This window comes from Agrobacterium sp. T29 (assembly GCF_006970545.1).
Lineage (GTDB): Bacteria > Pseudomonadota > Alphaproteobacteria > Rhizobiales > Rhizobiaceae > Agrobacterium > Agrobacterium leguminum.
In genome coordinates this window covers 1,304,867-1,319,994 of record NZ_CP040641.1, presented here as the reverse complement: position 1 = coordinate 1,319,994, position 15,128 = coordinate 1,304,867, and the positions used below count along the sequence as shown (strand labels likewise).

The 15,128-nt window shown below is 61.1% G+C and carries 13 protein-coding genes; 8 read left to right on the top strand and 5 right to left on the bottom strand.

The annotated features are described in order from the left end of the window. Nucleotides 1-15 precede the first annotated feature (15 nt). The 6 genes from glgC to FGF54_RS21045 all read left to right on the top strand — a co-directional run bounded on the left by glgC (nucleotide 16) and on the right by FGF54_RS21045 (nucleotide 8,031). On the top strand, nucleotides 16-1,278 hold the full coding sequence (glgC, locus tag FGF54_RS21070) for a glucose-1-phosphate adenylyltransferase (protein ID WP_003522150.1): 1,263 nt from the start codon (nucleotides 16-18) through the stop codon (nucleotides 1,276-1,278). 5 nt (nucleotides 1,279-1,283) lie between these two features. Further along, the gene (gene glgA / locus FGF54_RS21065) at nucleotides 1,284-2,726 is read left to right on the top strand and encodes a glycogen synthase GlgA (protein WP_035263405.1); all 1,443 of its coding nucleotides are present in this window, start codon (nucleotides 1,284-1,286) and stop codon (nucleotides 2,724-2,726) included. 4 nt (nucleotides 2,727-2,730) lie between these two features. Beyond that, nucleotides 2,731-4,359, top strand: a complete 1,629-nt coding sequence (locus FGF54_RS21060; protein ID WP_142781007.1) for an alpha-D-glucose phosphate-specific phosphoglucomutase — start codon at nucleotides 2,731-2,733, stop codon at nucleotides 4,357-4,359. A 106-nt stretch (nucleotides 4,360-4,465) separates the two neighbouring features. Then, complete coding sequence (gene glgX, locus FGF54_RS21055; protein WP_142781006.1) at nucleotides 4,466-6,421, top strand: glycogen debranching protein GlgX; 1,956 nt, start codon at nucleotides 4,466-4,468, stop codon at nucleotides 6,419-6,421. A gap of 54 nt (nucleotides 6,422-6,475) precedes the next feature. After that, nucleotides 6,476-6,964 carry a MaoC family dehydratase gene (locus FGF54_RS21050; RefSeq protein ID WP_080853869.1) on the top strand — a complete coding sequence of 163 codons (489 nt, stop codon included), beginning with the start codon at nucleotides 6,476-6,478 and terminating at the stop codon, nucleotides 6,962-6,964. Between the two features lie 23 nt (nucleotides 6,965-6,987). Then, nucleotides 6,988-8,031 (top strand): DUF2332 domain-containing protein, encoded by a 1,044-nt coding sequence (locus tag FGF54_RS21045; RefSeq protein ID WP_142781005.1) that lies wholly within the window; start codon nucleotides 6,988-6,990, stop codon nucleotides 8,029-8,031. Here FGF54_RS21045 and FGF54_RS21040 read toward each other — a convergent pair. Genes FGF54_RS21040 through FGF54_RS21020 form a run of 5 tightly spaced genes read right to left on the bottom strand, consistent with a single transcriptional unit; the run spans nucleotide 8,028 to nucleotide 13,521 of the window. Then, nucleotides 8,028-8,582 carry a sarcosine oxidase subunit gamma gene (locus FGF54_RS21040; protein WP_080857676.1) on the bottom strand — a complete coding sequence of 185 codons (555 nt, stop codon included), beginning with the start codon at nucleotides 8,580-8,582 and terminating at the stop codon, nucleotides 8,028-8,030. The genes FGF54_RS21045 and FGF54_RS21040 overlap by 4 nt on opposite strands. After that, a complete protein-coding gene (locus FGF54_RS21035) occupies nucleotides 8,575-11,535 on the bottom strand; it encodes a sarcosine oxidase subunit alpha (RefSeq protein WP_142781004.1) in 2,961 nt (986 codons plus the stop codon). The genes FGF54_RS21040 and FGF54_RS21035 overlap by 8 nt, the downstream gene beginning before the upstream one ends. Next, nucleotides 11,532-11,846, bottom strand: a complete 315-nt coding sequence (locus tag FGF54_RS21030) for a sarcosine oxidase subunit delta (protein WP_003508553.1) — start codon at nucleotides 11,844-11,846, stop codon at nucleotides 11,532-11,534. Before FGF54_RS21030 ends, FGF54_RS21035 begins: the two co-directional genes overlap by 4 nt. Nucleotides 11,847-11,857: 11 nt before the next feature. Further along, nucleotides 11,858-12,268, bottom strand: coding sequence for a hypothetical protein (locus FGF54_RS21025; RefSeq protein ID WP_168208206.1), 411 nt, complete (start codon nucleotides 12,266-12,268; stop codon nucleotides 11,858-11,860). Beyond that, the gene (locus FGF54_RS21020) at nucleotides 12,268-13,521 is read right to left on the bottom strand and encodes a sarcosine oxidase subunit beta family protein (RefSeq protein ID WP_059756984.1); all 1,254 of its coding nucleotides are present in this window, start codon (nucleotides 13,519-13,521) and stop codon (nucleotides 12,268-12,270) included. Before FGF54_RS21020 ends, FGF54_RS21025 begins: the two co-directional genes overlap by 1 nt. Nucleotides 13,522-13,837: 316 nt before the next feature. Here FGF54_RS21020 and rpsU point away from each other — a divergent pair, with 316 nt between their 5' ends. Both rpsU and FGF54_RS21005 read left to right on the top strand, forming a co-directional pair. Then, complete coding sequence (gene rpsU / locus FGF54_RS21010) at nucleotides 13,838-14,065, top strand: 30S ribosomal protein S21 (RefSeq protein ID WP_003508541.1); 228 nt, start codon at nucleotides 13,838-13,840, stop codon at nucleotides 14,063-14,065. Between the two features lie 133 nt (nucleotides 14,066-14,198). Continuing rightward, a complete protein-coding gene (locus FGF54_RS21005; RefSeq protein WP_142781003.1) occupies nucleotides 14,199-15,095 on the top strand; it encodes a tetratricopeptide repeat protein in 897 nt (298 codons plus the stop codon). Nucleotides 15,096-15,128: the final 33 nt, after the last annotated feature.

Sequence of the window (15,128 nt, the reverse complement as noted above, 5' to 3'; positions counted from 1 at the left end):
GAAAGGGAGGACACCATGTCGGAAAAAAGAGTTCAGCCTTTGGCACGCGATGCAATGGCCTATGTCCTCGCAGGCGGCAGAGGAAGCCGCCTGAAGGAATTGACGGACCGCCGGGCAAAACCCGCCGTCTATTTCGGCGGCAAGGCGCGCATCATCGATTTTGCGCTCTCCAACGCGCTCAATTCCGGCATTCGCCGCATCGGCGTCGCCACGCAATACAAGGCGCACTCGCTCATCCGCCACCTGCAGCGCGGCTGGGACTTCTTCCGTCCCGAGCGTAACGAAAGCTTCGATATTCTGCCGGCCTCCCAGCGCGTTTCCGAAACGCAATGGTATGAAGGCACGGCCGACGCCGTCTACCAGAACATCGACATCATCGAGCCCTATGCGCCGGAATATATGGTCATCCTCGCCGGCGACCATATCTACAAAATGGACTACGAATACATGCTGCAGCAGCATGTCGATTCCGGCGCCGACGTGACGATCGGCTGCCTTGAAGTGCCGCGCATGGAAGCGACCGGCTTCGGCGTGATGCATGTGAATGAAAAAGATGAGATCATCGATTTCATCGAAAAGCCGGCCGATCCGCCGGGCATTCCCGGCAATGAGGGCTTCGCTCTCGCCTCGATGGGCATCTACGTCTTCCACACGAAATTCCTGATGGAAGCCCTGCGCCGCGACGCCGCCGACCCGACTTCCAGCCGCGACTTCGGCAAGGACATCATTCCCTATATCGTCGAACACGGCAAAGCCGTCGCCCATCGCTTCGCCGATTCCTGTGTGCGTTCGGATTTCGAGCACGGCCCCTACTGGCGCGATGTCGGCACCATCGACGCCTATTGGCAGGCCAATATCGACCTGACCGATGTGGTGCCGGACCTCGATATCTACGACAAGTCCTGGCCGATCTGGACCTATGCGGAAATCACGCCGCCGGCGAAATTCGTGCACGATGACGAGAACCGCCGCGGTTCGGCCGTGTCTTCGGTCGTCTCCGGCGATTGCATCATTTCCGGCGCCTCCCTGCAGCGCAGCCTGCTGTTTACCGGGGTGCGCGCTAATTCATACTCCCGCCTTGAGAATGCCGTAGTACTGCCGAGTGTGAAGATCGGGCGTCATGCCCAGCTCAGCAATGTCGTCATCGACCATGGCGTGGTCATTCCGGAAGGACTGATTGTAGGAGAAGACCCAGAACTGGATGCCAAACGTTTCCGCCGCACCGAAAACGGCATTTGCCTTATCACCCAATCGATGATCGACAAGCTGGACCTGTAGAGCCCATGAATGTCCTTTCGGTTTCATCCGAAATCTATCCCCTGATCAAGACCGGAGGGCTCGCCGACGTTGCCGGCGCGCTCCCCATCGCGCTGGAGGCCCATGGCGTCACGACGCGCACATTGATTCCCGGATATCCGGCCGTGAAAGCCGCCGTGACGGATCCCGTCAAATGTTTCGAATTTACCGACCTGCTCGGCGAAAAAGCCGACGTGCTCGAAGTGCGGCATGAGGGGCTCGACCTCCTCATTCTCGATGCGCCCGCCTATTACGAGCGCTCCGGCGGCCCCTATCTCGACCAGACCGGCAAGGATTATCCTGACAACTGGAAGCGTTTCGCGGCGCTTTCGCTGGCTGCCGCCCGCATTGCCGCCGGCGCGCTTCCCGGCTGGCGGCCGGATATGGTGCATGCCCATGACTGGCAGGCCGCGATGGCGCCGGTCTATATGCGTTATGCCGAAACGCCCGAGATTCCGAGCCTTCTCACCATCCACAACATTGCCTTTCAGGGCCAGTTCGGCGCGAATATTTTCAGCAAGCTTGCGTTGCCCGCCCATGCCTTCGGCATGGAGGGCATCGAATATTACAACGATGTGAGCTTCCTGAAGGGCGGCCTGCAGACGGCAACGGCGCTCAGCACTGTCAGCCCGTCCTATGCCGAGGAAATCCTCACCCCGCAATTCGGCATGGGCCTGCACGGCGTCATCGGCAGCCGCGCCCATGTGCTGCACGGCATCGTCAACGGCATCGATGCCGATGTCTGGAACCCGGCGACGGACCATCTGATCCACGACAATTATTCGGCCGCCAATCTCAAGAACCGCGCGCTGAACAAGAAGGCGGTCGCCGAACATTTCCGCATCGACGATGATGACAGCCCGCTTTTCTGCATCATCTCCCGCCTCACCTGGCAGAAGGGCATCGACCTCATGGCGGAAGCCGTAGATGAGATCGTTTCCCTCGGCGGCCGTCTGGTCGTGCTGGGCGCCGGCGATGTGGCGCTGGAAGGCGCGCTTCTGGCGGCGGCATCCCGCCACCATGGCCGCGTCGGCGTTGCCGTCGGTTATAACGAGCCGCTGTCGCATCTGATGCAGGCGGGTTGCGATGCGATCATCATTCCCTCGCGTTTCGAACCCTGCGGCCTCACCCAGCTTTATGCGCTGCGTTACGGCTGCATTCCGGTCGTCGCCCGCACCGGCGGCCTTGCCGACACGGTGATTGACGCCAACCATGCCGCCATCGCCAATAAATCGGCGACCGGCGTGCAATTTTCACCCGTCACGCTCGATGGTCTGAAACAGGCGATCCGCCGGACCGTCCGTTATTACCACGACCCGAAACTATGGACACAAATGCAGAAACTCGGAATGAAATCCGATGTTTCCTGGGAAAAGAGCGCCGGTCTTTACGCCGCGCTTTACAGCCAGCTTATTTCGAAAGGCCATTGAAACAATGATCAAGACCGTTCAGACGAAGCCCTATCAGGACCAGAAGCCGGGCACATCCGGCCTGCGCAAGAAGGTGCCAGTCTTCGCCCAGGAAAATTACGCCGAGAATTTCATCCAGTCGATCTTCGACGCGCTTGAGGGCTTTCAGGGCCAGACGCTGGTGATCGGCGGCGATGGCCGTTATTACAATCGCGAAGTCATCCAGAAGGCGATCAAGATGGCCGCCGCCGCCGGTTTCGGCAAGGTGCTGGTCGGTCAGGGCGGCATTCTCTCGACGCCTGCCGCCTCCAACGTCATCCGCAAATACAAGGCCTTCGGCGGCATCGTGCTTTCTGCCAGCCACAATCCCGGCGGCCCGAACGAAGATTTCGGCATCAAATACAATATCGGCAATGGCGGCCCCGCACCGGAAAAGATCACAGACGCGATCTATGCCCGCTCGAAGGTCATCGACAGCTATAAAATCTCCGACGCCGCCGATATCGATCTCGACAAGGTGGGCAGCTTCAAGGTGGACGAACTGACGGTCGAGGTGATCGACCCGGTTGCCGATTACGCCGCCCTGATGGAAGAACTGTTCGATTTCGCCGCCATCCGCGCGCTGATCGCCGGCGGCTTCAGGGTCGTGGTCGATTCCATGAGCGCCGTCACCGGCCCCTATGCCGTGGAAATCATCGAAAAGCGCCTCGGTGCGCCGAAGGGCTCCGTCCGCAACGCAACGCCGCTGCCGGATTTCGGCGGCCATCACCCCGACCCGAACCTTGTCCACGCCAAGGAGCTTTATGACGACGTCATGAGCCCGGAAGGCCCCGATTTCGGCGCGGCCTCCGATGGCGATGGCGACCGCAACATGGTGGTCGGCAAGGGCATGTTCGTTACTCCGTCCGACAGCCTCGCCATCATCGCGGCCAATGCCAAACTGGCCCCCGGTTATGCCGCCGGCATTTCCGGCATTGCCCGCTCGATGCCGACGAGTGCGGCGGCGGACCGTGTGGCCGAAAAGCTCGGCCTTGGCATGTATGAAACGCCGACCGGCTGGAAATTTTTCGGCAATCTCATGGATGCCGGCAAGGTAACGATCTGCGGCGAAGAAAGCTTCGGCACCGGCTCCAACCATGTGCGCGAAAAGGACGGCCTGTGGGCCGTGCTCTACTGGCTGAACATCGTCGCCGCGCGCAAGGAAAGCGTGAAGGACATCGTCACAAAGCACTGGGCCGAATATGGCCGCAACTATTATTCCCGCCATGACTATGAGGAAGTGGATTCGGACGCCGCCAACACGCTGGTCGCCACCCTGCGCGAAAAACTCGCCACACTTCCCGGCACCAGCTATGGCAATCTGAAGGTCGCGGCGGCGGATGATTTTGCCTATCACGATCCGGTCGATCAGTCGGTCAGCAAAAATCAGGGCATCCGCATCCTGTTCGAAGGCGGTTCGCGCATCGTGCTGCGCCTTTCCGGCACGGGCACTGCGGGCGCCACGCTTCGCCTCTATGTCGAGCGTTACGAGCCGGATGCGGCCCGTCACGGCATCGAAACGCAGGAGGCGCTTGCCGACCTGATTTCCGTTGCCGATACGATTGCCGGCATCAAGGCCCATACCGGCCGTAGCGAGCCGAGCGTTATTACGTAAGGGCTTGCCGCCCGCTCATGAGGGACGCACTGAAAGCGTCCCTCACTCGGCCTTGCCTCCCTTTTCCATTCTGGAAGAGAAACACCGTTCCCCGGAGAGACAGACCATGCAGACACCTTCCGTTTTCCCCAAAGGTGCAATCCACACGGAAAACGGAACGGAATTCACGGTCTATTCCCGGCACGCCTCCCAGATCGATCTCTGCCTTTTCGATGCCAAAGGCGAAAAAGAAACGGCCCGTTTGCCGATGACGCGCGGTGAAGATGACGTTCACCGGTTGACCGTCTCCGATGCCGGCCCCGGCACGCGATACGGCTTTCGCGCTCACGGCATTTACGCCCCCGAACACGGCCTCTGGTTCGATCCTGCAAAGCTGCTGCTCGACCCCTATGCCACGGAGATCGACCGCCCCTTCCGGCACGATCCCGCGCTTTACGCCTTTGGTACGGAGACCAGCGGGATCATGCCGAAGGCGATCCTTTCGCAATATGAGCCGGTCAGGCGTCAACCGCCGCTTTTTGCCGAAGGCGGGCTGATTTACGAACTCGCCGTCAAATCCTTCACCCGGCTGCATCCTGAAGTGCCGGAAGAGATCAGGGGCACCGTTGCCGCACTCGCCCATCCCGCCATTATCGCGCACCTGAAAAAAATCGGCGTCGATGCGGTGGAGTTGATGCCGATCACCGCCTGGATCGACGAGCGCCATCTGCCGCCGCTCGGCCTTTCCAATGCCTGGGGTTATAATCCCGTCGGCTTCATGGCGCTCGATCCGCGCCTCTGCCCCGGCGGCGTGCGGGAGTTGCGCGACACGATTGCGGCACTGCATGCGCAAGGCATCGGCGTCATTCTCGATCTGGTCTTCAACCATACGGGCGAAAGCGATATCGAAGGTTCGATCCTGTCGTTGCGCGGGCTCGATAACCTCACCGCCTTTCGCCACCCGCCGGGAAAGCCGGGTGTGCTGGTCAACGATACCGGCACCGGCAATACGGTTGCCTGCGATCATCCCTATATTCGCCAGCTCATCGTCGATTCCCTCAGGCATTTCGTTCTGAATGCCGGGGTGGACGGCTTCCGCTTCGATCTCGCGCCCGTGCTCGGGCGAACGGCCAATGGCTTCGACATGGCGAGCGAAACGCTCGCGGCCATGCATTCGGACCCGGCACTTTATGACCGCCTGCTGATCGCCGAACCATGGGATATCGGCCCCGGTGGTTATCAGCTCGGCAATTTCCCCGAAAGCTTTCTGGAGTGGAACGACCGCGCCCGCGACGATATGCGCCGCTTCTGGCGCGGCGACGCCGGCACCACCGGGGCGCTGGCCGATGCGCTTTCCGGGTCTTCGCCGATCTTTTCCCGCCATGGCCGAGCGAACAGCCGCAGCGTCAACTTTCTCGCCGCCCATGACGGCTTCACCCTGTTCGATCTCGTCAGCCACGAACACAAGCACAATGAGAAAAACGGCGAGAACAATCGCGACGGCCATAATGAAAACCACTCCTGGAACAATGGTTTCGAAGGCCTGACGGATGATCCTGCCATTGTCGCCGCCCGCATTGCCGATGTGAAGGCGCTGCTTTCCACCCTGTTCGTCAGCCGCGGCGTCTTGATGTTGACCGCCGGCGATGAGGGCGGCCGCAGCCAGCATGGCAACAATAACGCCTATTGTCAGGACAATGACATCACCTGGGTCGACTGGTCTTCGCTTGTCCCCGAACTGATCGATCACACGGCATTTCTCGCAGCGCTTCGCAAACGCTTCGGCGTCTTTTCCGAGACCGGCTTCTTTTCCGGCAGCGGCGATGTGACATGGCTTGCGCCGGGCGGGGAGCCCATGACGATTGCGGACTGGGAGAGCCCGAATGGACCCGCCTTCGCCATGGTGCTTTCAACGTCGGACCGCGAAACGGGCGACGAGGTCGAGCTTGCGGTTCTCATCAATCGCGGTCGCGAGATCGTTCCTTTCACGCTGCCCGGCGATGGCTGGCATGCGATCGGCACGGATTTCGGCAACCCCGCCTTCCTGCCAGCCCGTTCCGTGGTGTTTTATCTGCGCAGTTGATCCCTTCGCGTCGCCAGCCGTATAAGTCCCTGGAAACAATGCGGACGAGGTAACATGACAAAAGAAATTGCGCTGGCGGAGATGAAAAATCTGGTCGGCACGGAAATGGGCGTCTCCGACTGGATCACCGTCGACCAGACGATGATTGACGCCTTCGGAAAGGCGACGCTGGACGAACAGTTCATCCACACCGACCCGGAGCGCGCCAAAGCGGAAAGCCCCTTTGGCGGCACCATCGCGCATGGATTCCTGACGCTGTCTCTGCTTTCGGCGCTGAATTACGATGCCCTGCCCCGCATCCGCGAACAGACGATGGGCATCAATTACGGCTTCGATGCCGTTCGTTTCGTTACGCCGGTCAAAAGCGGTGCGCGGGTACGCGGCCGCTTCACACTGGCGGAGGCGCGTTTTCGCGGCGCGGCCATGTTGATGACGACCTATGACGTGACGGTGGAAATCGAAAACGAGAAAAAGCCGGCGCTTACCGCCCGCTGGACCACCATCAGCCAGTTCAATCCGGAGGACAGGCCGGAAGACGCCTGAAACTGCCGCAAGGGAGAGACCGCATGCATGACGAAGCCGTAAAGAATGCGTTTCTCGTGCAGGCAAGAGCCTGCGACAGCCTCGGCTCGCCCTTTACCGCACGGCTCTGCCGCGCCATGGCAGCAAGGCTCGACCGCGATACCGAGGTGGGCGAGCGGATTTTATCCTGGCCAGGCGATGTCGGCCCCTCGGGCGATTCCGTTCCCCTGCGGCTGGCGGGTGCCCTGCATGCGCTCGCCATCGAGGAAAAGATCGCGCCGCCTGCCGATATCCCGCCGGAAGACGAAGAAGCGCTCTGGCAGGCCTGCGCCAGCGCCCTGCGTTTTCATTCCGCCTTCATCCTCGAAAGGTTGAAATCACCGCCGCAGACCAACGAGGTTCGCCGTTCCGCCGTTCTGCTGCCGGGCTTTCTTTCGATTGCAGCACTGACCGGCAAGCCGCTGGTGCTTTCCGAAGTCGGAGCCAGCGCGGGCCTCAACCTGCAATTCGACCGTTACCGATATCGCCTCGGCGATCTCACCTGGGGTGAGCAATCCGATGTTTTCCTGTCACCGGAATGGCGCGGCGACACACCCGCCCATGAGCGGATCGAGGTTATCGAGCGCGCCGGCTGCGATCTCAACCCGCTCGACCCGTCATCCGCCGAAGATCGCCTGCGGCTGATGTCCTATGTCTGGGCCGATCAGACAGACAGGCTGGAGCGAACCGCCGCCGCCCTGCGGATAGCGGTGGAGCATGGCCTGCATGTCGAGAAGGCGGACGCGGTCGACTGGCTGGAACACCGACTTGCCACACAATATGCGGGTGCTGTCCACGTCGTCTATCACTCAGTCGCCTGGCAATATCTGCCCGATGGATTGAAACAGGCAGGCGAGGCTGTGATTGCCGAAGCTGGAACCCGCGCCACGCCGGATGCCCCGCTTGCCCGGCTGCAAATGGAGGCGGATGCGACGCCGGGCAGTGCCGCCATTACCCTGCAGATCTGGCCGACCGGCGAGAAACAGGAAATCGGCCGAGCCGATTTCCATGGGCGGTGGGTGGAATGGCGGGGCTGGATGGCGGGTTAAACCGCCACGTCCTCAGCCGCTTCCTGCAACAGCCCGCCGACATATTCCGCAAATGAACGCCAGCATTCCACCCGGAACGTATCGTCCGCCGTGCGCAGCAGCACCACTTCCGCCTTGCCGAAAACGGTGCGTGAGCAGGCGCCGACAGGGAACTTTGCGAGAGAAAGATCCTGCGGGCAGCCGGCATTGAGTGCCGCTTCCGCACCGGCGCCGGAGACGATGACGGCCGTATTGCGGTGGGAAATATCGGTTGCAGAAAACAGGCCGGAAACGCCGGCGAGAGCCGCCACCAGGTCGCTTTCGCCCTGATCGATCACCAGCCATTCATCCGGGCCGAGCCACAGGGCGGAGCGCAGGCCCGAGGTGACGGAGCTTTTCGGGCGGGCAGGCAGGGCAAGACCGAGCGCTTCCGAAAGTGCCGGCAGGGCGCTTTCCCGGGCGCGCAGCGACAGCCGCGAGGCGGAAGCCGCGGGCTTCAGCGAAACGAAGGGAGAGCCGCCGTGAAAATCCTCAAGCACGGATTTGCGTTTTGCGTGAAGTTTGTCAGCCATTGAGACGGGCTCCTTCCTTGTCGAGGAAGACCATGTCGGTCACTTCGACGGCAATGGTTTTATCTGCGAGCGGAATGTAGAGCGTTTCGCCCATGCGCGCCCTGCCATCCGCCACCAGTGCAAAAGCGATGGAATGGCCAAGATTTTCCGACCAGTAGGCGGAGGTGACATGACCGAGCATGGTCATGGGTTTCGGCTGGTTTGGATCGACAACGATCTGACCGCCCTCGTCCGGAACGGTCAGCCGGTCTTTCGTCTTCAGGCCGACAAGCTGTTTGCGGCCGGAGCGCGTGAGATCGGGACGTTTCAGCCCGCGAATGCCGACGAAATCCGTTTTCTTCTTGGAAACGGCCCAGGCAAGCCCGGCATCGTCTGGCGTCACCGTGCCGTCCGTATCCTGGCCGACGATGATATAGCCCTTTTCCGCACGCAGGATATGCATGGTCTCGGTGCCATAAAGGCAGCCGCCCACGGCTTCCGCCCTTTCGCGGATCGCGGTCCAGACGGCTGCGCCATAATCGGCCGGAACGTTGATTTCGAAACCGAGTTCGCCGGTGAATGACACGCGGAAGAGCCGCGTCGGCACACCGCAGAATGTGCCTTCGGCCACCGCCATATGCGGGAAGGCCTCCGGCGAGAGATCGATGCCCTCGACGAAGGGAGCGATAACCTCGCGCGCCTTCGGCCCCTGCACGGCAATCACGGCCCATTGTTCGGTGGCCGAGGTGAGCCAGACATTGAGATCGGGGAATTCGGTCTGGAGATAATCTTCCATGTGCTGGAGAACGCGCGGCGCGCCGCCCGTGGTCGTCGTCACGTGGAAACGGTCTTCGGCAAGGCGGCCGACGACGCCGTCGTCATAAACGAAACCGTCTTCGCGGGTCATGATGCCGTAACGGCAGCGGCCGGGTTTCAGCGTATCCCAGGCATTGGTGTAGATGAGGTTCAGGAACTTCGCCGCATCCGGGCCGACCACCTCGATCTTGCCGAGTGTGGAGGCATCGAACACGCCGACGCTTGTCCGAACCGTCTTGCATTCCCGGTTGATCGCCTCATGCATGTCCTCACCCGCACGCGGGAAGAACCAGGCGCGTTTCCAGTTGCCGACATCCTCGAACACCGCACCGGCAGCCAGCTCTTCCTCGTGCATCGGCGTCTTGCGGGCCGGGTCGAACAGCGCGCCGCGCGAATGGTTGATGAGCGTGCCGAAGGTGACTGGCGTATAGGGCTGACGGAAGGTGGTGAGACCGACCTTGGGCAAATCCCGGCCAAGCGCTTCGGATGCGATGGCAAGGCCATGCATATTGGACATCTTGCCCTGATCGGACGCCATGCCATTGGTGGTGAAGCGCTTGATATGCTCGACGGAATGCATGCCTTCGCGCACGGCAAGGCGGATATCCTTGGCGCAGACATCGTGCTGGAAATCGATGAAGGCCTTGACGCCGGTGCCCTCACCCGCGCCTTCTGCCGCACCGATCATGCCGCCTGTCCAGGTCCGAGCATTCTCGCCGGAAAACTCCACGCCGCCGCCACCGGCAGCCGCAGCCTCGGCAATCAGCGCGGAAAGATCGTCCGTGCCGTTGCAGGCGCCGATGGAAACACCGTTCTGCACATGGATATCCGGCAGGAAACGCTGGTTAGCCGCGTCAAACTTCAGCTTGCCGCGCGATTGCGAGAAGAGATGCACCGAAGGCGTCCAGCCGGCGGAAACGACAAGCGCATCGATGGCGATCTTGCGCTTGTTGGAGCCGCCATTGCGGCCGACGGTCATGGAAGAGACGCGCAGGCGGCCGGCGGTGTTGTAAACGCTATGGCCCGCCAGCACTTCGATGCCGAGCGCCCGCGCCTCATCCAGCAGGCGCTGATCCGGGTTCTCGCGGCAATCGACGATGGCGGCGATTTTCACCCCGGCCTTTTTCAGATCGAAGGCCGTCTCATAGGCCGAATCATGGGCGGTGTAGACCCCGACATTTTGGCCCACGGCGACGCCGTAATGGTTGAGATAGGTGCGTGCGGCCGAGGCCAGCATGATGCCGGGGCGGTCATTATTGGCAAAGACCATGTGGCGTTCGATCGCACCCGCCGCCAGCACGACCTTTTTGGCGCGCACCTGCCACAGCCGCTCACGCGGCTGGTGTCTGGCGGGCGTGGCGAGATGATCGGTCACCCGCTCGGCAAGCGCCACGAAATTGTGGTTGTAATATCCAAAAGCGGTGGTGCGGGTCAGAACCCGCACATTGGGCAGGGACTTCAGTTCGGCAAAAACCTTCTGCGCCCATTCGTAACCGGGCAGGCCGTCGATGACAGTACCGGTGTCGAAACGCAGCGCACCGCCGACTTCGGCATTTTCATCGACCAGAATGACGCTGGCGCCGGTTTTCGCGGCAGCAAGCGCCGCGGTCAGACCGGCGACGCCGGCGCCGGCCACCAGCACGTCGCAATGGGCATAACGGCCGGAATAATGATCCGCATCCGGCTCGCTCGGCGCCTTGCCGAGACCGGCGGCGCGGCGGATCAGCGGTTCGTAAATCCTGTGCCAGGCGGCCTTCGGCCACATGAAGGTCTTATAATAAAAACCGGCCGCGAACATCGGCGACAGGAGGTCGTTGATCGCGCTCAGATCGAAGGATAGCGACGGGAAACGGTTTTGCGAGGCGATGATGGCGCCGTCGAACACTTCCTGCACCGTGGCGCGCACATTGGGCTGCTTGCGCAGGCTGTCGCGGGAAACGTCGATCAGCGCATTCGGCTCTTCCGGCCCGGCGGAAAGGAAGCCGCGCGGCCGGTGATATTTGAACGAGCGGCCGATCAGATGCACACCATTGGCCAGAAGCGCGGAGGCGACCGTGTCCCCCTCCAGCGCCTGATAAATCTTGCCATCGAAGGTGAAGCGCGCGGTTCTGGCCGGGGTGAGACGACCGGCCCCCTTGATACGATAATCGCCGCTCATTGCCCGGCTCCCTTTTCTGCGGAAAGGACCGTCTCAGTATCGGGTTTCGGCTCACCCGCCTTGTAGGTCATCAGGAATTTGTCGCTGACCGAATCGCGGGCGGCGTTGAAGAAGCGGCCGCAGCCGTGAATGTGACGCCAGCGCTCGAAAACGAGGCCCTTGTCATTGTCGCGAATGAAGAAATATTCGGCGAAGGCCTCGTCGGAAATATCGGCGATGTTTTCCGGCCGGGCAATATGGGCTTCGCCCGCCCAGCGGAATTCCAGTTCGGAACGGTCTTCCCCGCAATAGGGGCAATGGATCAGAAGCATCGTCGCTCCACCTAGAGAGAATTTTCCGGAAGCGCTGTTCCGGCGGGTTGGTCACACAGCCGCTTTCCCATGGCTACGAAAGGGGAAAGCCGCTTTAAAAGCTGCTCGAAATTATCGAAAGGGCGTAGCGCCGAGGCCCGGCCCATATTGACGATGGCAACCGCCATCATGTCGGTGTCGATCGCGAAGGGGTAATCCTGCTCGCCATCTTCCTTCTCGCCGACAAAATAAACCATCTTGTTCGCGAGACTCGGAGCACAGAGAAGCAGGCCTTTTTCCGCCACGAAAGGCCAGTCTTTCTCACCGTGCATCTTCGCAATCTTCTGGCTGCGAAAATCCCTGGCCTCGGGAATGACGCTGCCGACGGGCACGGCCACGGCCGCGCCTGACATGTTGATCGCAAGCATGGCCGCCGCCAGCATCAATGCGCCACCGCGGCAGCGGCAGCCTCATCGATCAGGCGACCGGTGCGGAATCGGTCGAGCGTCAGCCCCGCCGCCAGACGATGCGGTTCACCGCGCGCGATGAGATGCGCGAAGAGGTTCGCCGAACCCGGCGTCGCCTTGAAGCCGCCCGTGCCCCAGCCGCAATTGACGAAGAGATTCTGCACCGGCGTCACGCTCTGGATCGCCGAGCGGTCGGGCGTGTTGTCGGTAATGCCGCCCCATTGCCGCATCATCTTGACGCGGCGGAAGATCGGGAACAGCTCGCAGATCGCGTCGAGCGTGTGGGTGATGATCTGCAGGCCGCCGGTCTGGGAATAGGAGTTATATTGATCGGTGCCCGCGCCGATGACCAGCTCGCCCTTGTCGGATTGCGAAATATAGGCGTGGACCGTGTTGGACATCACCACGCAGGGGAAGATCGGCTTCAGCGGCTCCGACACCAGCGCCTGCAGCGGGTTGGAATGTAGCGGAACGCGCACATCCGCCATTTTCATGATGACGGAGGAATGACCGGCGGCGGAAACGCCGATTTTCTTCGCGCCGATGAAACCGCGATTGGTCTCCACACCCGTCACCGCCCCGTCCGGCCCACGGCGAATGCCCGTGACCTCGCAGTTCTGGATGATGTGCACGCCGCGGTCGGAGGCCGCGCGGGCATAGCCCCAGGCCACCGCATCGTGGCGCGCCGTGCCGCCGCGGCGCTGGAGCGCTGCGCCATTGATCGGATACCGCGCATTGCCGGAAATATCGAGTGGCGGGCAATAGGCCTTCGCCTGCTCCGGCGTCAGCCACTCATTGTCGATGCCGTAAAGACGGTTGGCATTGATATGGCGGCTGAAGGACTGCCGGTCATGGATATTGTGCGACAGCATCATCACGCCGCGCGCCGAATACATGACGTTATAATTGAGATCCTGGCTCAGGCCTTCCCACAGTTTCAGGGAATGCTCGTAAATATCCATGCTCTCTTCATAGAGATAGTTGGAGCGGATGATGGTGGTGTTGCGGCCGGTATTGCCGCCGCCAAGCCAGCCTTTTTCCAGAACTGCGACATTGGTGATGCCGTGTTCCTTGGCAAGATAATAGGCAGCCCCCAGCCCATGGCCGCCGCCGCCGATGATGATGACATCGTAATCCTTGCGCGGTTCGGGCGAGGCCCATTGCGCATCCCACCCCTTATGACCCCTGAGCGCCTCACGCGCCACGGCAAAAACGGAATATTTGCGCATTCGCAATCTGCTCCTCAAGAACCGGCCAGAGGCCGGAAACATGGCTCCGGCCCTTATCATACACATGGCAAATCGGGATGGGAGGCAATATCCATTTTGCGACGCCGCAATGATTTTGTTTCGACATCGCAGGCAGAAATCCGGGCAAGCCGCATTTTGCTGGGTGATTATGCGCTACCGGCTGGACTTGCTGCAAATGATCTGTTATTGCACGTCACCAATCGCCCGGCTCGACAGCCGAACGAACGATTTTTTATTTGCGTGCGAATGCCTTATTCACATAGCAAATTAACCAAACCAAAGGAACGGGATTCACGTGCAGGTACTAGTCCGCGACAATAACGTTGATCAGGCGCTCCGCGCCCTGAAGAAAAAGATGCAGCGCGAAGGCATTTTCCGTGAAATGAAAATGCGCGATTACTACGAAAAGCCCTCCCAGAAGCGCGCTCGCGAAAAGGCTGAAGCCGTTCGCCGCGTTCGCAAGCTGGCACGCAAGCGTGCACAGCGCGAAGGTCTGGTTGCAGGCCCCCGCGCAGGCCGTTAATAGGCCGTCTTTTGGACGTTTTTGAATGCTTGTTGGGCGGGGGCGATCAATTCGCCGCCGCTCTTTGTGTTTGTGGCCGGAGAACGCTCTTGAAAACGACCGTGAGACCGGCCTGCGAGGGAACCCACACCGAATGATCGCTGTCGACGCCTGTGTTGTGAAAAACTCCGATGCCTCCGCGCGCCGGGTGCCATTGAAAAACAACAGAGGGTTCCGCGCTTCTCTGGTCGTCTGTACCGTCCTTGCCGGTCTTTCCGGCTGCGCGACATCCAACCAGACGGAAGATGTATTCAGGATCGACCGTGCCCAGGGTTCGCAGGAAAACATCGCCTCGCTCACCTCGGTCATCAACGCCAATCCGCAGGATCCCGAAGGCTATAACGTCCGCGGCTCGGCTTACGGCCGCGCCGGCGATTCGCGCCGCGCCATCGAGGATTTCAACAAGGCGCTGCAGCTCAACCCGCGCTTTTATCAGGCCTATGCCAACCGCGCGCTGGTCTATCGCAACTCCGGGCAGCAACAGCAGGCCCTGCAGGACTACAACGCCGCCCTGCAGATCAATCCGAGCTACGATGTGGCGCTGATCGGCCGCGGCAATCTTTACCGCCAGTCCGGGCGTGTGAACGAAGCCTTCAACGATTTCTCGCGCGCCATCGAGCTTGAAACCACCGATGGACGCGCCTGGCACAATCGCGGCCTGATCTACCAGCTGCGCAATCAGCATGCCCAGGCCATCGAGGACTTCTCCAAGGCAATCTCGCTGTCGTCGACCTCGCCGGAGCCCTATAACGGCCGCGGCCTTTCCTATGTCGCCTTGAACGATGATGAAAACGCCTTCGCCGATTTCAACCACGCCATTTCGCTGGATGGCAATGTGGCGGAATCCTGGGCCAACCAGGCGCTTGTTTATGAGCGTCGCGGCGAGATGGCCAAGGCCGCCAAATCCTATGGCCATGCGGCCCGGCTCGACCCGAAATACAAGCCCGCGCTTGACGGCGTTGCCCGCACACGCGGCGCCGGCGCTTCCTGATCAAACGGGCATGAACAAAAAAGCCGGCAGGTT